Here is a 22,003-nt window from a genome sequence, read left to right on the forward strand (position 1 = left end):
AGAGTAACTGCCTTACTGGGTACTTAATTGGCAGACTGGCTCACAACAAGCGGTAGGATACATAACAAAATTTCAAAAAAATGCATCGAATGCCCGTAGCCCTTGTCCATATATGTCTAACATACTGAGGTTCATAATAGGGAGGTTTGGCTATGGGGCCAACTGCTGGTGCTGGATTAGCCGGTTCAAACAGCTACGAGCGGGGAATGCCCACGCAGAAAAGTGAAGATGCAGCAGGCATTCCCGCAGTAAGAAGTACGATTGAGCAAACTGAGCAGAAATCCATTAAATATGAGGAGAGTGAAGAAGCCGCGAGTGTCAAATCAGGAAAACAAATAACTGGAAATCAAGATGATTCTGAAAAATACGGAAAACCAGTTGTTGAGCGTGAAGTGATGCCTGATGAACCACGAATAAAATTAAATCCTGTCGTAAACACGACACCGGCTGCTCCTGTTAATCCCGTACAATATCTTCAGGAAGCAAAAGAATGTTTGAACGCAGATAATTTCCAGGGAGCCCTGGATGTTTTTAATTCCCGTTTAAATCAGGATTTTCATCAGCTATCCCCGTTAGATCAATATCAGGCTGCGTATATTCGCCTGCAGGCCATGCTGAAGGTTGCGATAGGGACAACAAATACTGAACTGATCAAGGCATTAGCCACCTTTAACGATATAAGCCAGGAACTTCTTTGGCAGCAGAAGATAACTTTAGCTAAATTGCAGAGCCAAAATGCGGAGCTACTATGTCTCATGCGGCAGGCTCTGTTGCAACCGCATACTAATTTAACTGCCGAAGTATTTGATAATGAGGAAGTTGAATTTGTCAAAATAATCTCGAAGCCAATTTATCGAGGTTTGACAATAGAATTAACTTCATCGCAGTGTAATAACCATGGCTGGACCAATTTTTGGAAAGGCCTGGCCTCTTTCAGGCAGAATAAATTTGGCGAAGCCAAGGAGCACTTTCGTAAAGCACATAAACGAGAAATAAGTCAGGCTGCTCCGTGGCTGGCGCTTTGCATTATGAGTTTTGCTCATGGTGATATGACAAAGAGTATTGAAAATAGGCCGCTAGACAGTAATCCGGAGGAGGCCAAGAAAGAACTACTTCTGGCAGTGGAGCTTGGTGAACCAGCCGCTTGTGTTTTGCTGGAGGAAAAAGAAAAAATTGCCAGTGAAAGAGGCAAAACCAAAGAAAGAAATGACTACCATCAAATAGGGAGTATGCTGGGAAGTGCATCATGCTGCTGCGGTTTAGCCATGGCAAAGGCAGGTGTTATGTTCAGTATGGACATGCAAATCTCAAAAGGTAATGTCCCGGAAGCCCTTGATTATCTACTAATGGCGAAACAGGCATATGACCGCCGCATTGCCTGTCCGGCTATTCCTTCACATCCGATATTATTGGCGTTAAACATTCCCAATGATAAAACATCCAGCCCGACAGACAGCCAGCGTGTTATGAACGGCGACGAGATTCTGATGAAGCGAGAGTTTCTGGGCATGAATGAACACGGGAAAACCATGTTGCCGAAAAATATTTATAGAATTCTCGGTTTTGGCTGCAGCCAACAGTTCAAAGAGGGGATAGAAGAGCTGACCAAACTTCCTGAAAATAAAATGAACATGCATTGGGCTGCCTGCCTTATGGGGCTATTGAGTGATGATGATCACAATCATGAACAGGCTCTGAGGATTCTTGACCGTTATTCTTTAAACTTTAATCAATTTACAGCTGATGCTGCTGCACTGATACGGAATTCACGATCAAAAAATGATCGACTGGCAGCATACAGGGCAGAATGCACTTATAAAAGGAAGATGGCTGAAGAATTTTGTTCTAAAGACGAGATTGATGGGCAAAAACATGAACGGTTGCGCGAACATTATAGACAGCATCTGGAAGCGAGAGGGTATTTACATAAGGCCTATAATGAAGTTTACTATCATGAACAACCATATTGCTGCAGGAGGGGTAAGGAAATTACCTACCGCAGTTTAATATTGGGGAGAGTACTCTATCTGCCTTTTCAAAGGCATGGATCACTAGAGGGTTTGGCTGAAAACGGTTTCCCTCCTGCCTGTATGCTTTTGGCTCGAATTGCTATTGAAGAAAATAAGGAAGCCCCAGATAAATGGCTATCTAATTTGCCACTGGCAACTCTGCCTGAAGCAGAGCTTTTAAAAAGTTTTTATCATGGAGGGCAGAAACCATCAATTCAAAGAGTATTGAGTAATATCAACAGTTGCTTCAGGTATCTTGATCTTTATGGGGGCACGAAGGACGGCGATACTTTTGATTTAAAAAATCCACATAATGAAAAAGTACTGAAGCACTTTAGACAATTTGCAACGGAAGCGGAATGTCGTTTATTGCGTACAGACCCTGGAGCATCCCCTTGTGCTCTAAGGATGAAATCATATGCTGAAAGCTGTTCTGATCCATGCATAGCAATTGACTGTCTTTATCGCGCGTTCTGGATGACTGGTGATTGTGCTATTGCTGCAAGCCTGACGAACAAGCTCCAGCAGCATGGCCGGCCCATTGAAGCACTTCAAGTTGAACGTGTTGTCTGTAATGAATATCGTGAAAAAAATTTGGTGACTACTTATAAATCGCCAGATTCTAATTTAGAATTTAAGTACATGCCAATATACACCAATCAATCTTCCAATCCAAAACCGCCACAATTACCTGATGAGAAAAAAGAAAAAGAGGAGATTAGACAACTATTCCAGGATGTAGAAGAGGCGACTAAAATAACGTGTTATTTAGAGCATAGTAACAAAGAAGAGCTTCTTGAGTTATACGAGCAATATTCGATATTGGCTGAACGGGTATTGGCTGCGAAAGATGTTCAGGAGATAGAAGAGAAAGATCAACAGCTGGTAGGTCAATTGTTTTACTGTTTGGGAATGGTTTGTCATTACCTGAAAAGAACATCGGAAGCGGGTGATTTTCTTATTCTTGCGGCTGAAAAATACGCTTGTGCCGAGAGTTATTTTCCCGCCGCTGTTTATTGCTGGGACAGGAACAATACTCTGCAGGCGAAAAATTTTGTGGATAAAGCACCCGATGGCAACGCGCTGGTTGAAATCTGGAAAAAAGAGTTGAATTTACAATATAACCTCATTGATGAATGGACAGATGAAGCATGTACGAAACCTGATGATTTTGACACGTTTCTAGAGAAGGCAGAAGAGCTGGCCAAAGATGGCAATGCTGCTGGTTTTAGCTATATGCTGAGGGCTTTTCACATGAAAATTACACAGGAAGAGCAATCATTACCATATGACGACTCTGCACGCACTTGGGCGCTAAGTCGACATGAAATGCTTCAACGTAGAATTCTGGCCATGAAATCGCCTGCCATTCTTCCAATGCTGTTTAATTCGCTCTTCGTTGGAAACAGTAAGCTGTTTCCGCTCTCACCTTATCGCCTATTAAACGTACTAAGAGACGTAAAAGCTCCAAAGTGTAGAACACCATTACTTCTCTCAGGGGCTCATGACTCTGAGCATATGATTAAGGCTATGAATGATGCGCCAATTACGCAGGAAAACTGGTTTTTTGAAATGATTATAAATGGTTTGTACAAAGATGCTGAGAATGACTATGGCATATATATGAATATGCTTCAGCTGAATGGAGTACTCGCAGATACGCCTTATTTTAAGACGAAGTTTCTTGACACTCTATTGCCATCAATGAGCAAATTAAATCCAGCATTGTTGGATTTTGCAAAGGGGCAATTGAGTGAATGTGGCGAAAAACTTGCGAAGGTGTTGAAGGCAAAGGGTGACTCTCCAGATAATATCAAACTTCTTGTGTGTCAGCTTCATGTCTATTCTGGTAGCCATCAACTATCTGATGAAGAATTGAAATCACATTTAAAAGAGCTAAGAGGAAAGGGCTACTCTTGTGCAGGAACCTGCCAGGGTATTCTTGATCTGAATAAGGGACAAAGGCAAAATGCACTTTCTCATTTTTTAAAAGCGGCAACATGTTCAGCATTTGACCCTGAAGCGGCACACCTTGCAGCATTATTGAAACTGAAGAGACCATGTTGCACAGAAGGCAGAAAACTGCTCACTAAAGCGGTTGATGTAAGCTATGAGCCAGCTCTGTGCCTGAAGGCTGTAGGCCTTATCAAGGATAAAAAGTTTGACGAAGCGCTAAAAATTGTTGATGTTCCCTGGCTGCAAAACCACCCAGAAGCCATCGCTCTTAAAACCTGGATTCAATGGCAGGAGAATCAAAGCGACCAGGAACTGTGTCAGGCGCTGAAAAAGCACTGTAGCAGTGAAAACCCTCAAGTGCTGTTCCGATTATTGACATTAAGTATTCATTCCCCGTCGTTTTTTGGCGAGATAGATGTGCCTTCAGTGATAATATCTCTGTTAAATAGTCTTGATTCAGCATCTCTGCATTTCCTTCAAGCTGACCCTGATCTTACGGTGGTCAATGATTATCTGCGCATAACAATCATTGAAGAAGATATGAAATCAGCGGCAGACGGCAAGTCTCAAATTTCACTCAAAATGAAAGCTGAACAATTGATTTGCAAATTAAATCCATCCGTGAGTTCAGAAACTATCTGGACATTGCCTTCCGGACGTTTGTTGGAAACAAGGTTAACTGAATGCGCCACGCAATTGTATGAAAAAATTATGGAAGAAGATTGCAGACAAATGCATGTACAAAGGAAAAATCTGGAAACGATTTATCAGGGCACGCCCAAGGTTATAAACCCTGAGCATTGCTATCAAATTGCCCTTAAACACAACCTGGCTTCAACAAAGGGCCGTAGCAATGCTTTGCACTGGCTTACCGACTTCGTTTCTGATTCTGATATTGAAACCCTATTGGATAGAGCTCTAAATGAGGCTTACAAACAACACCCAGTCAAGTGGGCATGGATAGGTAAGCTCGCTGAAAAACTAGCCAGCTTAGATTACTCTGGAAGGCATGAAGGTGTAAATTCTGGATGTATCGAAATTCTTCTGCAATGTATTAAAAGAATTACCAAAGGTGCCAAAGCTGATGAGGCTGGAGCATTACTTCATCTACTGAATTACATTAAGGGTTCAAAGGAAGCATTAGATAAAATTAGCGATACAGATATTGTTGATCTTATTGAGCGCTGTCAGAAAGAACCATCCTGCCAGAACTTGACTATTCAAATGGCAGAGCTACTTGATTCTAGAATGCAAAACAATGAGATTGATAAGGCGTCTAAAGAGTTTGCGCAAAGAACTGCTGAGGTGATGTACAAATATTACCGTGGATCAAAAAAAGATAAGGCTTGCAGTTGGTTGTTTTACATGGAGGGTGATAGTGCGGTTCTGAGAGTGCAGGCAGAACTTGCTGAATTATTGAAAAACAACCCTCCAGATAAAGCTTTTATCCAGACGGTATATCAAACTGCAAAGAGAACTTTTCATGATTTTCCAGGCGTAAAGGGCGAGATGGTTGCAGTAGCTATGGATTACGCAGTAGAAGATGGCGATAAGGAATGGCTAAATTGGCTTGATGGTATGCAGAGAAAGGTATCGCCTTGTCAATTGAAACCCAAAACCTGTGTTGCTCTATCCTGTTTGCGGATATCTGAAGGGCAAAACGTCGATGACGTTTTCCAGCAGCTGTTGGTTCCACAAATGACAGGTTCGTCTTGTTATGATGTCCTTGATGAGGTGATTCAGTGTACCTTGGTGAAGAATACGTTTCCCGAGGAATATTTCAATAATTTTATTTATTGCTTTGAAGAAAGTGGGAATGTTGGAAGCAATAAGTCTCGAGAACAGATGGAATACATTGATCGCATACAAAAAGACCAGCTGCAGGATTTTGTGGTACTAATTTCCAGGGAAACTAATCAAGAGCGGCGAGTTGCCAGACTCCTGAGATGTGGGGAGAAACATCCAAGAAGTCTTCTAAAACTGGAAACATCTTCTGTGCTAGAGATTTATCGTGAGGCAGAAGCTGAATCAAAATGCCATGATGCTGCACTGACTATTCTTTTCCAGAGGTTTGAAAAACAGAAATTTGATGAAGCTATTTGCCTGCATATGGTTCGTTATTTTTCAAAAAAATTACAGAAAAATCAAAGTAAATCACAAGAGCAATACCTCAGTGTTTGTGAAACGCTTACAGAAAAAGAAGAGACTGCAACGCTGGTTTTTGAAACCCTTGATGAAATTGTTGACAAATTTAGTCACAGTTACCAGGCAAAAATTACAGCTATAAAAGAGCGTTGTTGGATAACATATCAGTTATCAAAATCAGTGCATAGAGTTATTCCTGAACTATTAAAAGAGTGCGATGATTTACTGGAAAAAGAAGATGAGGTCAGAGGAAGAACGGAAATTGAAGGAAGAAAGCGACTTGATTTGATTAAGCGGATGGAGTTATGGATAAAACATCATAAAGCTAGTGATCTTCATTATTCCAAGGATAGTCTTGATGAGAAAATAAAGAGACTTAATAGTTCAGCTCAGAGTATTGAGGTTCGGGAGAAACTTGATGCCTGGGAAACAGAAAAGGATCTGGGTGCCAAGTTGCGGTTGACAGATGAATTGATGAAGATTGATGCAGAGCAGTATCGTTTATCGGATAAGGACAGGAAAAATCTAAGCAAACTCTCAAGCTGGAAAGATGAGGAAATAGCGAAGGTTAACTCCATGATACAGCAGCTTAAGATAGGTTACCCTGATATTGACCTACTGAAAATGAGCGTTGAAACATTAAAACAACTTCCTGAGAGTTTTCCTGAAAAGGCTTGTTTAACAGATGCTATTTCGACGGCTAGAGAATCAAAAATAAGTTACGGCATAAAGACTTCATATACTTTGCTGGAACAGCTTAAAACAACTAGATCGGATAATACCCAGGCAAGAGAGTCATTAGATGAACAGGAACAGATCCTTGAAAATCTATCAGATTTGTTGCCATCAAAACTGGATAAACGATTAAGTCAAAGATATCAGAAAATGTTGGAAGTCAAGAAAAATGTTTTGAATGCCGTGGCGTTCAAGGAATATCTCTCGCAGAAAACGACAATGTTGTTGCAAATGGAGAGTTTCCAAGAGTCTATTCAAAATATGAAGATGGATGACCTTGATAGGATCAGTGTAACTATAAAAGATTTTATGACTGAGGATGAAAGTATTGGTATCACGGCTGATGTTCTGGCTGAAAAGCACCGTCTGCAAAATGCAATTACACTTTATCGTGCTGGAATAAGTCTATACCAACATAAGGATTGTGAAACAGCGTTTGCCCATCTTATCCAGTTGCAGGAGGATGGTGCTTTACCAGTTATTATAAATCAGTACGCGCTTAATGGTTATGAGCTGGTATGGACTGTATGTGATCAGGTAATAAAGGCTCAAAACTGCAAGTCGAAATCAAAGCGCCACTATCAACAGTGTGAATTATTGTTGCAAACTGTTGTTGGTTCATCAAAAGATACAGAGGATAAAGCTCGGGTTCGTCTGGCACAATTCTATGAAAGTACAGACTTTCAAGATAAAGCCAAAATTGAGTGGACGCGGTTGTTGGATTCATCAGATCCTTTCGTTCAGGCTGCGATACCGGAAAAAGTAAAGGGACTTTATTTAGCAGGCGCTATCGAAACCCGTGTCAAGACAACCAGTACCCATAGTCCAGAGCAATTAATACCTGGAGATAAAGAAGATTCTCCACCACAGGCAAAAAGTAAAAAACCCAAAAAGGATAAACCAGATTCTGGTACACGGGGTTCTGTACCTGTTACTACAGGGGGAGCAACTCCCCCAAAAGTCCGTCTAACTCCTGCAATACGACTTGCCAGCCTTGATCAGGACTTAGTTGAAAAAAAATACTCAGATGCTGTAGATAAGATGCTGCAACTTGTTAGCTGTTTGCGTTCTTTTGAAGAGCAAGACATGAGGAAGCTTAAAGAAATCATTGTAAAACATGAAACGGTGAAAAATGTAGCGGTTCAGCGTGAATTCAAGAGTTTGAAAGGAAAAATTGCACCACTCCTTTCTGTTTATGATGCCAAAAAACTTCAGTCACAGCTAAGAAATATCCAGGATTTCGGTGACGAGTTAGATCATATCAAAGAGGAGTTTGAAAAAATAAATAAAATCAGCAAGCCGAAGCATGATCTTAAAAAAACACTTTTTGCGATAGAAATAATGCTCAACCAGGCGGATATCGCGAGAGATGTTAAACAGAAAGAAGAGCTTTTCTTTAGGGGGAGTGATTTATCTATTGATGATTTGAATAATATTTCTGAAGTAATGAATTTACAGAGTAAACCCTCTGAAACAATATCTGAATGTTTTCCGTGTATGAAATCAACTTGTGAAATGGCTCCTTACCTGGATTGGGGAGCTCAGTTATTAATAGTACTACAGGAAATGAAGAGAGGTGTTACAGCCGATGGAGAAATCGACGTAGTATGTAGTTATGTGCCTGTGTCAAAGAGACCATGTTCTTCTCGGATAATGAATTTGCTATTGGAACATCTGAGATGTTTAACTTCTGGCGTTGTTGGCATGATTGAAAGTGATCCTGAACAACTAGATAGCTGTTATAAAGATCTTTCAATACTGAATTTTCTGGCTGGGCAGCTTAGTAAGATTAAAACTGAATATAGTGAACCATCTTTGATAATTGTCCAGCAGATAAAAGAGACTCGTAAACTGATACAAGAATGTTACACTAAAACCTTGCAAAACAAACATCATTCTGAATTTGTTCCCTTGGAAGGGTTGAATTTCTTGAAAAGAGATGAAGGTAAAGCTTCTGGTTTTGAGTTATGTACAGATACGCTAGAAAGAGTTTGTGGTTGCTGCAATTTTGATAGTTTGATACACAGCTACACCGACAAAATGGATGATGTTGTTCTCGATCAACTATGTAGTGCATTGAAAGAGCATCTATCAAAATATCCGGAAACACCATACAAATTGTCGTTTGTACGATGTCGTATAGAGCAAATGATGAGTATTTTCTACAGCAAAGTAGATCAAAAATATTATCGCTAACTATTGCCGAACAAAAGTTTTCAAAATAGTCAACAGGAGCTTGAAAGATACTGAAGCTCTTTAACTGTTAATACTACCGATAATAACAGGGTCTTTATAGTGATAGGAGCTACGTCTTTCTCTGGATGTCGAGAAAGTAACAGACACTATCTTTTCCAGTTTATTGCTCAACCGTGCGATACGTGAAGTTAAGTGAAAATAACACAGCAATAGAGGAAGAGCTGTGGCAAGCCCAAGCATCAGCGGCATCAGTTCCTGTGCTGCCCCTGCGGCCATCATTTGCTCTTCACCTGAACCGAGGCTGACTGTTTGCAGTGTTTTAATCATTCCTGTTGCAGTGGCCAGTGCTCCAATAAGAGGATTAAGGATAACCAGAAGCTGTACCGTGCTGTGGCCTCTTTTCAGATTGACCTTCTCTGAGTGAATGGTCAGTTTAACCTGAATAGATGTAACGGGTGATAAGCTTTCCACTCTATTGAGAGAGTTCAAAATACGTCCCAGTGAATTATTCTCTGAAAGCTTGTTGAGGTTGGATTTCTGTACCCGGATGCGTAAACGTTCTTTTTGCAGATAAGAAAGCCTGACTCCTGTCAGAATAATTCCACCGCCTCCAAACAGGAGGATAAGCCATCCGGAAAGGCCGCTGCTTTCGATCTTGCTCCAGAGGCTGGGACGACGGGACAGGGCTGTCAAAAGGGCTCCATGTCCGGGATCAATGGGCAGAGTCAGGTGCCCTCTTTCAACAAAATCCTCCGCCTGCAGTCTGGCAATAATATTGGGTTGGTGCGGTGCGGCTACCAGTCGATCCAGTTCTGGCTGGTAAATTAAGAAATTGCCTTTGCTGATAGCGGCAAAGGGACCGGCGTAGGTAACCGGCTGAATAATTTCTGAGCCTCCAGGCTGGACAACACTTGAAGGGATAGTATCCCGCACGGCTGTATCTTTAATAAGACTGTGGACCTGCTCCATAGCCTGCGACAAAAGTTCGGGAGATGGTAGATAGGGTATCTGGCTGATTTCAGAAAACAGCTGAAGGCGGCCAGGAGCCAGCTGGGTCACAGGAAGTGTGCTGGCTTTTTTGTGAATCAGTTGGAACTCACTTTTCAGCTGGTTAATAAACTCATCGCTGTTTTTGAACTCAGCCTGTTGTTGTTCCGTCAGTTGTTTGAGCAGCCTGTCATTATTCAGTTTTGAGTCACGGAGGCTTTGATTCTCAGCTTCCAGCCTCAGAATCTGCTGATCAATCGTTTCAGCCTTCCCGGTAAAACTGATAGAAGCTATCAATACTGCACTAGTGAGGAGAATAAGCTTGTGTTTCATGACTCACCCTCCTGCCTGATTCTTGTTCTTGGCAACGGGAGATGGAGCCAGTCTCCGGATTTTTCCATCAAAGTCATATTGCGTGCCTTGATAAGTTCCAGGGTCTGGGACAGTGTCAGAGCCCGCCACTGCTCTTTTTCTGGCAGATAGATGGCTCCTTCCTGGGCGTCAGGCGTCAGGTAATAGAGGGCAATACGCCCCAGTTTGATAAATTCCACCTTTTGGCCGCTTTCTAACTGCCCGCTCCAGCTGGTCAGGCTGATACTGGACTCCAGCTCTTCCCTCATTAATGAAAGACTGGTCAGGAAACGTTCAGAAGACTTGGGAGAATCAATATGAGCTTTCTGGTGTTCAGATATTTCAGTTTGCAGATAGGGTTGGTTTTGCTGTAGGGATTGGATATCGGATTGAGCTTTATCGCTGATAAGATCCAGCGTCTGCTGTAACTGGATAGTATTGGAGAGTTCCTGTTTCTGGCGGGAAATCTGTCTCTCCTGCCTGCCAATTGTCTGCTTGAGAAGGCCGTTTTCTTTTGTCAGAGCTTCCAGTCTCTGCTTCAGAAGTTCCTGATGGTCAACGCTTTGTGCTGTTGCTGCGATCCCGGTCAGCAATATAGCCACAATAAGTTGTAACGTTTTCATTATTCTTATTTGTAATTTTTATTATATGGCCATTATCTGCCTCTCAGTAAGGATGTAGCAAGTGCAAAGAGCCCATTGACCTTTGGAAAGGTTATAAACGAACTCTAAACTTGGAAAACAAAGAACCTAGGGTTGTTTGCTCTGATAATAATTTCTGACCAGGCGTGCCAGACCACTGCGCCAGGGGCGGGACATGATTCCGAATGTATGCTGCAGCCGTGTGCTGTTCAGGCAGGCATTTATTTCGCTCTGGGTATCGCCTTCCTTTTCGCTGTCATCAACAGGCAGCTGGCTTTCCTGAATATTCACATACTGAGAAGCTTCGGCCAGCACAATCTCTGCCAGCGAATACTCATCAATAGGTTCTGCAGCACTGTAGTGGTAGGTTCCCCAAACATTGAGATCACAGCTAATCTGCAAAGCCAGAGCGAGTAGAACCCTTGCTACATCTTCAGTGGTGGTTGGGCAACCCCTGTGGTTTGGGCATGTGCCTGCCGGTTTTCCCTCTTCAAAACTGTCGAGCAGTCGGGTCACCCGGTTATAACCTCTGCTGCTGATGATCCAGGACAAACGCAGGATAATATGTCTTGGGCAGCGCTGGTGAATCTGCTGTTCCCCAAGCCAGAAGCTGCCACCAAGAACTTCTTTCGGATTTGGTGTGTCTTTCTCTGTAAAGGCATCCTTCTTGTCACCATCAAACACCCGCCAGGATGAGATTTGAATCAGGGCTGCTCCAGCTGCGTTGCAGGCATCAGCAAGGCTGGCAACGCAGTCACGGTTCATTTTATAACACCGTGATGGTTCATAGTTGGCATGGCCGGCATCCCGGTAACCCGCTGTATTGATAACAATGTCAGGCTTCCACTCTGCAATCAGCTGCTTAACGTTCTTGTGATCTTCAAGGTCGAGCAGATCCCGGCTCGGGGCTCGGTATGAAATATCTTCATCCTGAAGTAATTGGCACAGTTCCTGACCAATCTGACCTGCACCACCAATGACGAGAACTTCCATGAGCTTCCTGAGAGTGACCAATAACAGAAAATGTGATCATAACAGAAACGGAGCTTTTGGCGGTTAGTTGATGAATAAAGGAGCAAAAACTCTGCTTTATGCAGTTTTTGTCTTAAGAGTTGCGGGTTATGCTTATTTTTGTTTCGGTTGGTATTGGTAGAGTTGCGCTTGAGTCAGTATCAATGACCGGTCTTTCTACAAGCAGCTGAGCGCCGATAGTGAATTTATCGATTCGTAAAAAAATTATTATATTTACGGTTATTCCTGTCACGCTGATCTACAACGTTATCTTCCTGATATCGCTTTACAAGAATATCACCGGTGAAACCCGGAATATTGAGAGCCGGCTGCGTGAGACAACTGCCAGCATGGCCGCGATGATCGACAGTTCTCTTTATGATGCCATGCTGACCGTGGAAACAGCCTCTTCGGTGATGCTGAAGTTTGACTATCTCAGTTTCTACCGCTTGAGAGGGCTGAATGAGTCCCTGCTGAGAACAAGCCGTGATATCGCAGCTCTGGGGGTGATCTGGGATTCTTCCGGAGGTGAGCAGGGGGCGGCTCTGGTCTGGCGTGAGGATCAACACCCGGATAAGTCGATGAAGCTGAGTGACTACCCGGGGCTGAAGAAATGGATTGACGACTGGCTGGCTTTGGGTGGAGGAAAAAGCTGGTCACGGCAGATTGATCTTGACGGAACGGGTGAACATATCGGGTTTATATATGTTGTCCCGGGAGGTGAAGGTTCAATCAGAACGTTCACATTTGCATTTATTCCCCTGACGGTTCTTCAAAGTGCCTGGAATATCCCCTATGACATTTCTTCTCGTTACAGTCTGATCAACGAGCAGGGAGAGCTGATTTACTCTTCCGGCAGACAGGCATTTGAAGATTCTACAGTTGCTACGTCGTTTAATATTTTCTCCGGTCAGCTGCTGAAGTGGATGATTGACCAGGACCTGACCAGTACTGAAGCGAAGTATGGCGAAGATGATTACCTTGCCTTTCGACAGGCTTTATCGGCATCCGGCTGGCAGCTGATTGCGGCAACACCCAAGCAGGCCATTATCAAACTGGTGCGCTCAGAAGCGTGGTTTGAAGCAGCCTTTATGGTGCTTTCGCTGCTTATGATTTTTGTCAGTGTCTGGTTTGTGACCGGGCGTATAACCCGCCCGATCAGAAAACTTGACCGGGCGATGACCCGTGTTGCTTCAGGCCATCTTGATACCAGAATTACTGTGCGCAGCGACGATGAAGTCGGAAAACTGGCAAAGCGCTTTTCTGAAATGACCAGCCAGCTGGTTTTAAGAGAACAGGCTGAACGAAAAGCACGCAAGACATCATTTGACCGAATCGTCCAGGGACTGAGTGGCCACTACTATTACTACAGCCATGATATTGATGGCGTGGTGAAATATGTCAGCCCTTCCGTGCAGGATGTTCTGGGGCTGACGCCAGAAGAGTACTCGCAGCATTACACCAAGTTTTATACCGATACTCCGGAAAACCAGAATGCCATCAACGAAACCCAGCGGGTTATCAACAAAGGGGTTTCCGGTATTTATGAAGTTGAGATGTACGGCGGTGGAGGAGCAGTTCACCATATAGAAATGGTGAAAGTTCCTGTCTATGACTTCGAAGGTAAGATTATTGGGGTCGAAGGTATGGGGCGGGATATTACTGACCGGGTCAGTGATACAGCTCGTTTCAGGGGGTTGCTGGAATCTGCACCTGATGCTGTCGTTATCACCGATGGCGATGGTGTTATAACCGTCGTTAATGCCCAGACTGAAGCCCTGCTTGGGTATGTGCGCTCATCTTTGGTTGGGCAGCCGGTTTCATGTCTGTTCCCTGAAAAAGAGTGTGCCTCTCAGCCACTGCTTAACAATCCCTCTCTGGAGCTTCTGAAAAGTCAGGCCGGTTCAACGATTGAACTACGTGCACGCAAAAGCTCGGGGCATACCCTGCCTGTCGAGATGGCCTTCAGCCCAATCGAAACCCCTGAAGGATTATTGATCTCCATATCTTTACGAGATGTCAGTGACCGCCATGCGGCTGAACGAGCCTTGCGCTTGAGTGAGGAGCGCTACCGGCGAATTATTGAAGGTCTGCAGCAGGAATGTATCTTTTACACCCAGAGGGTTGATGGCACTTTTGTTTATGTCACTGAATCCGTCGAACAGATTTTGGGTTATACACCCGAAGAGTTTATGGCTGGTCCGGAAGCCTATCTGCACAGGGATATAGACAGAGAAAAGATTGCGCAGGTCAGGAAAGAGCTGAGTAAAGGAAATACTCACCCGGGTTATGAACTGGAGCTGGTACGTGCAGATGGCTCTGTCTGTGTGATGGAAGTGCTGGATACACCAGCCTTTAATGAACGTGGCCAGGTGACGGCAATAGAAGGTCTTGCCAGGGATAAAACTGCGGAGAAAACAGCTGCCAGGGCACTGGCTGAAGCTCGTGATCAGGCGGAAGCGGCCAACAAGGCCAAGAGCCTGTTCCTCTCCAATATGAGTCACGAACTTCGTACACCTTTGAACGGTGTTCTGGGATACGCCCAGCTATTACTGGGGGATCGTGAGGTTACACCGTCCCAGCATGAACGATTGATGGCTGTGCAGACTTGCGGTCAGCACTTGCTGACACTGATAAACGACATTCTCGATCTAACCAAGATTGAAGCCGGTGAAATGGAGCTTCATTACGAAGTGACAAGCCTGACTATTCTGGTAGAAACCGTTGAGCAGATTCTTTACCAGAAGGCCGAGAAAGCGGGGCTGAAACTGGAGCTGACCATTCGCCCGGATGTACCCCGCTGCGTGTATGCTGATGAAACCAAGCTCCGACAAATTTTGATAAACCTGGTTGGCAATGCTATCAAGTTTACCGAAAGCGGACATGTAGACCTGACAGTCTTCATGGTGGGAAATGAACTCGCCTTTGAAGTGCTCGATACAGGTATTGGTATCACCGAGGATCACCTGGAGCATATCTTTGAGCCTTTCCGCCAGGGAGAAGCCGGGCGCAGGGAAGGTGGTACGGGTTTAGGGTTATCGATCAGTCGCCGCCTGGCAACGACTATGGGCGGAAACCTGACAGTTATTAGCAAGCCTGGCAAAGGCAGCTGCTTCACTCTGACTCTGCCCCTCAAATCTGCTGAGGGTGACCGGTATTGTCCGATCGTTAAAACGCTTGCGGAAGACACCTTTGAACATCTGGCTCCTGGCCAGAAGATTCAGGTTATGGTGGTTGATGACTCAACGACCAACCGGGATATCTTGAAACAGATGCTTGAAGCGGCCGGACTCAATGTTCTGTCGGTGGGTAGTGGGCGTGAAGCGATTACTCTTGGGCAGCGGTACTGTATTGATCTAGTTTTGATGGACTTGCGGATGTCTGGTATGAGCGGCTTCAGGGCTGCCCACACCATGAAAGCACGCCTGGGTAATAAGTGTCCGCCTATTGTGGCGATTTCTGCCGGTGTGTATCCCTCGTTGCCTGATATTATCAAGCGCTGGGGGTTTGTAGATTTTATAGGCAAACCTTTCCGGGTACATGAGCTGTTTCAGGTTATTCGCCGGCACCTTAACGCCGTCTGGGTGCACGCTGAAAGCCACCGGCCAACACCTCCACCCGATGCTCTGCCTGCTCTGTCCAGAGAACAGGCAAGCATGCTCGTTGGGCAACTGGCTGAAGCCATGGAGATGGGAGATGTTGAAGCTGTTCGTGCTGCGGCTGTTGGCTTAACGGATAAAGATCAGGCTATCGCCTTCTGGGCAAACCGTATCCTGGAATATTGTGATTCTCTGGCTCTCGATCAGCTGGAAGAAATGATGTCGCAACTTATGGGCCTGTGTGAGAGTGCAGTTGTGTAACATGCTATCGACATGTAACTCACAAACCTGCTAATCAAATGGGTCACCTCTATACTTTGGCCCCGAGAATCGGGGGAGAAAACTTTGACAGTCGAAATGCCTTATCAGAACCAGAGCCAGCCTCAAAACCAGACTCTGATTTCTTCCGGTCAGAATGATGATGACGAGAAAATTCTTCTGGTTGATGATAACCCCACCAACCTGCAGGTTCTCCTGCAAACCCTGAATGGGCGGGGTTACAAGCTGTTGATCGCCAAGGATGGAGAAAATGCCCTGCGTATCGCCCACAAGGCCAAACCAGCACTGATTCTTCTGGATATCATGATGCCGGGCATTGATGGTTACGAAGTCTGCCGCCGGCTGAAGGCTGACCCGGAGATGTCCAGCATCACCGTGATATTCCTGTCTGCACTTGACGACACCCAGGATAAGGTCAGGGGACTGGAAACCGGGGCGGTTGATTATATTGCCAAACCCTTCCAGGCGGAGGAAGTGATAGCCCGTGTTGAGACCCAGCTGAAAATCCATCAGCTAGAGCAGGCACTTGCGGCCAGGAACAGACAGCTGGAGGCGGCCAACCAGAGATTGCTGGAAACCATGCGTGAAGGCATCTTCGGCGTTGACGCTGAAGGGAGAATCACCTTTGCTAACCCAGCTGCCAGTCGCATGACCGGCTGGGATCTCGAAGAGCTGACTGGTGGCGATTTCTATGGCATGTTTCTTGAGCGTAATCCTGAGGGGATACATGCACCACGCCAGAATACGCCGTTGTACCGTACTCTCGTTGACGGGGTTATTCAGAATGTTGATGACAGTGTGTTCTGTCGCCAAAACGAGTCATTCTTCCCGGTTGATTATTCCTGTACGCCGATAACGGAAGGTGGGAAAAATAACGGGGCTGTTGTCGTTTTTCGGGATATTACCGAGAAAAAACGACAGCAGGAAATCCTGCAGCAGGCTCTTGATGAAGTTGATGAACAGAAAGACAAACTGACTCATATGTCTCGCCTGAGCAGTATGGGGGAAATGGCATCAGGTTTTGCCCATGAAGTGAACCAGCCGCTCACTGCCATCAATAATTATGCGCAGGTCTGCAAGCGCATGGTTGCCCGTGAGCCGATGGATGTCGAATCCATCAAAGAGGCAATGGGAAAAATCGCGACACAAGCTCAGCGTGCAGGAGACATCATTTCCCGCATTCGCAGCTTTGTGAAAAAGCCTGACCACTGTCTGGAGCGGGTTGACTGCAATCGCCTGATTCAGGATGTAGTCAAGCTGGCAGAGGTGGATGCAAGAAATAACCAGATTGAAATTCATATCGATCTGGAAGAGGGGCTTGCCCCGGTTCGTGTTGACCCTGTTCAAATACAGCAGGTGGCTCTGAATCTGATGCGAAATGCCATGGAAGCCATGCGGGATACGGCAACCCGTGACATTGGTATTCGTGTAGAGACCCTTAAGGTTAATGATGACTTTGTACAGGTCAGGGTTATCGACCGTGGCCACGGCCTGGCGGATGATGCTGAAGAGAAAATGTTTACACCATTCTATACCACCAAGCAGGATGGAATGGGGATTGGCCTTTCGGTCTGTCACTCAATTATTCAGACCCATGGTGGTGTATTGAATTTTGAGCGCAACCCTGAAGGTGGAGCGATTCTCTGGTTTACTGTCCCGGTGGCATAAACCTCTTGAATCAAGAACCCTTTTCATCATGAAATGATGAAAAGGGTTTACAATTGCCATCTTTATAGAAAATTACAACATGATAATTTCAGCAGGGATATTTCTACGACAAGTGGGGCAGGTAAAATTAAATCTTGGATAATAATCACTTCGTTGTATCTCTATACGGTGTCTGCCAGCCTGCTCTCTTCCCCATTCAAGAATACAATCTTCGCAGAAAACATGATTACACGGCATTTGTAGTAGGTTAGGAGTATCTCCACAGGCACCAATTCCGCACTCCTCAGTCCCGGTATGGTTTTGTTGATTTCTTAGTCGTATCTCTGCAACAGGCTCGGTGTTGTTCGATTGATCAACAAAAAATTGGTAGAGATCATCGCCATCCAGCCACCGCCGTGCCCAGGTGCGATGATCCTCACTGTGGGTTGTTGGAGCATTACGAAGTCTGGTTGGAGGTTCTGGCAGTGTTTCTGGTTGAGGCAAAACACTGATGACTTTTTTGGCAGCATAATTTGTTGCTGAACGGCCTAACTCACGAGATTGTGTGGCAAGCTCAGCAACCACAAAGTTAGTGAACCACTGTGGAATCAGCCATTGATCCAGAGAACTCTCAGAATTGCCTTGTTCACCTTTCATAGCTAATCCAGGCCAGAACGATCCATCAGTCCATGTCAGGCTCAAATGGACACCGTTTGTTGAGTTGAAATCGAAATCTGTATGGCTGCTCTTCATCCTGACCTTGGATGGTTGAGAAGCGATTTCCATTTCAGGCTCATAAGTGTATGTATCGGGTGCACTTTCCCAAAGCATTGCACACTTTTCTTCGGAGAATGCTTTCTTGCAAAGGAACCTGTTGGAGTAGGCTTGATAGGCATCAGCAAACGCTTGAATGACTTGTGGTGACAGAGCACTGCGCACGTTCTTTACCTTACTGCGATCAGCTTTGTGGTAGATTCTGTCCAGAAGCCATGGAGTGTCAGTATTGCTGCCAAAGTCACCATGCAAATCCAGAGTGACTATTCTTTCCAAGGCTGGATCATAGAAGTAGCTTGAGAGTAGGTTTTGGTCATTCTCCTGCTTGGGTTGAATGTATATACGGTCCACATCCATTTCTCCAAGGACTGTTGAGAGATCACCAAATTCTCCCGTTGATGCACCGGATGAAGCCAGAGCGATGCGGTTTAGTTCATACATGGCATGGGTATGGCTTCCTGAGGTGTCAGGGAAAATGGCTTTAACCATGAAGTACTTAGAGCTATCCCCCGAAAGCGGCACATGTATGTACTGGGTGTTATTTCCACTGACTGTCTGGATGGCTATGTCACGTAAAGAACCTAAACCTGAGAATCCGGCTATAAGGGCGTAGGTGACAAAAGGAATTAGATTAAATCGGTCACTATAAATATGGGAGGCTGTGACCTGAATCGTGTTTCTGAAGATGACAGGCACCGTATACCAGGCACCAGTATTCCAGGTGTTCTTTATATTTGCCAGCATGTAATACCAGTAGGAGCCTTCACTATATAGTTTGGAAATTATCTCTACAGGTGTTGCAAATGAGGAATAGGTAGGGCTGCCTTTAAGATGCTTAAGACCATAATTCGCTGCCTGTTTTAACAGTACAGGAGCTATCCCCCCGTAGATGAAACTATCACGAACCCATTTGACTTCATCATAAGTGAGCCCCTCAAAATAGATAAGCTGATTTCCGAGGCGAAGCGTTGATCCTGTTGCTGTTGTCTTGATGTAGGGCATACTTGCTTCGCCAGTAGAGTCCAGTGAAACCTCGTCAGCGGTAGCATTATGGATAGTGATTACGGCCAGTGTCAGGCAGCAAATCTTAAGAGTTTGAAATAACCTGAATCGGAACATGTTTTTATTCTCAACTTTCAGAAAAAACTCCAGAAAAAGCCGTGAAATACAGCCCAATTCTGAAAGGCAAATAAAAAAGTAGCAGCTGATATGTAATCGCTTGTTGCTTGTTTGTTGTCTTTAGGTGGGGTTGCGTCAGGCTGTGCAATAGACCGGGAAAACAGAAATAATCAGGTATCTGACAAACACACTGGTATTCCTACCAGCGGTCAACCCGTTATAATCGACGAAAACAACCATATTTCAGGTTGAAATCCACAAGATCTTTGGGAGGCATGCCTTGTCTGTTGAAATAGATGATGTCAAAGCGTACATGCAACGCCTCGGACAACAGGCACGTGAAGCTGCCACCAATGTTGCCCGGGCTGAATCCGGTATAAAAAACAACGCATTGCTGGCGACAGCAGAAATTCTGGACGCATCCCGTGCCGAGCTGGTGCAGGCTAACCGCCAGGATCTGGGAAATGGCAAAGCCAATGGGTTGACTGATGCCATGCTGGATCGTCTGGAACTGACACCTGACCGCATTGATACCATGATTGAAGGACTGCGTCAGGTTGCGGCTTTGCCAGATCCTGTCGGAAGTATCGACAACATGCGTTATGTGCCAAGTGGTATCCAGATAGGGCAGATGCGCGTGCCTCTGGGGGTTATCGGGATTATTTATGAGTCACGCCCCAATGTGACCGTGGAAGCAGCCAGCCTGTGTCTCAAATCCGGTAATGCCACAATTCTTCGCGGGGGAAGTGAAGCGATTCACTCCAATCGCGCAATAGCACGCTGTCTTCAGGATGGTCTGCGGACTGCTGGTCTGCCCCTTGAAGCGGTTCAGGTGGTGGAAACCACAGATCGCGCTGCGGTCGGTGAAATGATTACCATGCCTGAGTATGTTGATGTCATTGTACCAAGAGGTGGTAAGGGCCTGATCGAACGGATCAGCCGTGATGCCCGGGTCACTGTGATCAAGCATCTGGATGGAATCTGCCACGTCTATATCGATGAAAAAGCTGATCTGGCGAAGGCTGAGGCCATTGCTGTTAATGCCAAGACCCATCGCTATGGAACCTGCAATACCATGGAGACACTTCTGGTGCACTCAGGCATTGCTGGAGAGATTCTGCCAAAACTGGCAGATGTTTATGGTGAAAAAGGCGTAGAATTGCGCGGCTGTGAGAAAACCTGCTCTATTCTGAGTCAGACTGTTCCGGCAACGGAAGAGGACTGGAGTACAGAATATCTGGCTCCTGTCCTCGCAGTGAAAGTTGTGGAAGATATGGACGAAGCCATTCGCCACATTAATCGTTATGGCTCACATCATACTGATGCCATTGTGACAGAGGATTACACCCTGTCCCGGCGCTTCCTGCGGGAAGTGGATTCCAGTTCGGTGATGGTGAACGCCTCAACCCGGTTTGCCGACGGGTTTGAATATGGCCTGGGTGCTGAGATCGGTATTTCCACTGATAAGATTCACGCCCGTGGCCCGGTTGGTCTGGAAGGGCTGACATCGCAGAAATATATTGTGTTAGGTGATGGCCATATCCGCACCTGATCATTGTTTCTGGCCTGCCAGCACCTGCAGGTGCTGGCAGGCTTTTGCTTTATTAGGGCCTGCTGTGATGAAATCACAACAGGCCTTGGTGACTTTAAAATTTGAAAGGTAATAACGGCTACATGCAAGCCTCTGAACTGAAAGATCTGGTTGTTGACGCACTGGAAGAGACCAAGGGTAAGGATATTGTTACTTTGGATGTGTCTGACAAGACTGATGTCACCGATCTGATGATCGTTGTCTCCGGGACATCTTCCCGCCATGTGAAGTCTCTGGCTAACAACATGGTCGATAAGTGCAAGAAAGCTGGAGTACAGCCTCTTGGTGTTGAAGGTGAAGAACAGGGCGAGTGGGTTCTGGTTGACCTGGGTGATATCGTTGTTCACCTGATGATGCCTTCTGCGCGCCAGTTTTATGATCTGGAACGCCTGTGGGAGACAACCGGTATTGCAGCAGAAGCTGAATAATGCGTATTCGTCTGATCGCTGTTGGACAGAAAATGCCGTCTTGGGTGACGGAAGGATACAACGAATACGCCCGCCGACTGCCTGCCGGTTTCTCTCTTGAGCTTTGCGAGATCCCCCTGAACAAGCGTTCTAAAAACTGCGACGTTCAGCGTTTTCGGGCTCGTGAAGGTGAACAGATGCTGGCAGCCATCGGAAAAGGAGACCGGGTGATTGCCCTGGAAGTCAAGGGACGTGAGTGGAGCACGGAGCAACTGGCCGACAAGATTGGTCAGTGGCACGATAATGGAGAGAATATCAGTCTGCTGGTTGGTGGTCCGGAAGGCATGTTGCCTGAAATATCCAACAAGGCTGACGTGAAGTGGTCACTTTCTCCTCTGACTCTGCCTCATCCCATGGTCAGGATCATGGTGGCTGAACAGCTGTATCGTGCCTGGAGTATCCTGAATAATCACCCGTACCATCGTTAATCAGCCATGACTGAAATGGTTTATCTGTCTACATCTTGAAAGGTGTTGAACCCAGAACACGACAGATA

Annotated in this window: 10 protein-coding genes; 6 read left to right on the forward strand and 4 right to left on the reverse strand. The window is 45.4% G+C overall.

Annotated elements, in window-relative coordinates; all coding sequences use genetic code 11:
• The first annotated feature begins 152 nt into the window (after positions 1–152).
• Entirely contained in the window at positions 153–9,041 is an 8,889-nt protein-coding gene (locus M3P05_RS04045; protein WP_249697996.1) for a hypothetical protein, read from the forward strand.
• Positions 9,042–9,101: 60 nt separating this feature from the next.
• On the opposite strand, the gene M3P05_RS04050 is transcribed toward M3P05_RS04045, so the two are convergent.
• The 3 genes from M3P05_RS04050 to M3P05_RS04060 all read right to left on the reverse strand — a co-directional run bounded on the left by M3P05_RS04050 (position 9,102) and on the right by M3P05_RS04060 (position 12,013).
• Positions 9,102–10,361, reverse strand: a complete 1,260-nt coding sequence (locus M3P05_RS04050) for a MotA/TolQ/ExbB proton channel family protein (protein WP_249697998.1) — start codon at positions 10,359–10,361, stop codon at positions 9,102–9,104.
• Complete coding sequence (locus M3P05_RS04055; RefSeq protein ID WP_249698000.1) at positions 10,358–11,002, reverse strand: DUF3450 family protein; 645 nt, start codon at positions 11,000–11,002, stop codon at positions 10,358–10,360. Before M3P05_RS04055 ends, M3P05_RS04050 begins: the two co-directional genes overlap by 4 nt.
• 126 nt (positions 11,003–11,128) lie before the next feature.
• Positions 11,129–12,013, reverse strand: a complete 885-nt coding sequence (locus tag M3P05_RS04060; RefSeq protein WP_249698001.1) for an SDR family oxidoreductase — start codon at positions 12,011–12,013, stop codon at positions 11,129–11,131.
• A 218-nt stretch (positions 12,014–12,231) separates the two neighbouring features.
• Between M3P05_RS04060 and M3P05_RS04065 the strand changes: the two genes are divergently transcribed.
• Positions 12,232–15,891 (forward strand): PAS domain S-box protein, encoded by a 3,660-nt coding sequence (locus M3P05_RS04065; RefSeq protein ID WP_249698003.1) that lies wholly within the window; start codon positions 12,232–12,234, stop codon positions 15,889–15,891.
• 84 nt (positions 15,892–15,975) lie between these two features.
• Complete coding sequence (locus M3P05_RS04070) at positions 15,976–17,577, forward strand: ATP-binding response regulator (protein WP_249698005.1); 1,602 nt, start codon at positions 15,976–15,978, stop codon at positions 17,575–17,577.
• 72 nt (positions 17,578–17,649) lie between these two features.
• Here M3P05_RS04070 and M3P05_RS04075 read toward each other — a convergent pair whose 3' ends face one another.
• A complete protein-coding gene (locus M3P05_RS04075; RefSeq protein WP_249698006.1) occupies positions 17,650–19,449 on the reverse strand; it encodes an RING finger protein in 1,800 nt (599 codons plus the stop codon).
• 313 nt (positions 19,450–19,762) lie between these two features.
• Here M3P05_RS04075 and M3P05_RS04080 point away from each other — a divergent pair, with 313 nt between their 5' ends.
• From M3P05_RS04080 to rlmH, 3 genes are all read left to right on the forward strand, one after another.
• Positions 19,763–21,001: a glutamate-5-semialdehyde dehydrogenase gene (locus M3P05_RS04080; RefSeq protein WP_249698251.1), complete on the forward strand. Its 1,239-nt coding sequence runs from the start codon at positions 19,763–19,765 to the stop codon at positions 20,999–21,001.
• A 122-nt stretch (positions 21,002–21,123) separates the two neighbouring features.
• A complete protein-coding gene (gene rsfS / locus M3P05_RS04085; RefSeq protein ID WP_249698009.1) occupies positions 21,124–21,468 on the forward strand; it encodes a ribosome silencing factor in 345 nt (114 codons plus the stop codon).
• Positions 21,468–21,935 carry a 23S rRNA (pseudouridine(1915)-N(3))-methyltransferase RlmH gene (rlmH, locus tag M3P05_RS04090; RefSeq protein WP_249698011.1) on the forward strand — a complete coding sequence of 156 codons (468 nt, stop codon included), beginning with the start codon at positions 21,468–21,470 and terminating at the stop codon, positions 21,933–21,935. Before rsfS ends, rlmH begins: the two co-directional genes overlap by 1 nt.
• Positions 21,936–22,003 lie beyond the last annotated feature (68 nt).

Source organism: Parendozoicomonas callyspongiae (assembly GCF_023502345.1).
GTDB classification, from domain to species: Bacteria; Pseudomonadota; Gammaproteobacteria; order Pseudomonadales; family Endozoicomonadaceae; genus Sansalvadorimonas; species Sansalvadorimonas callyspongiae.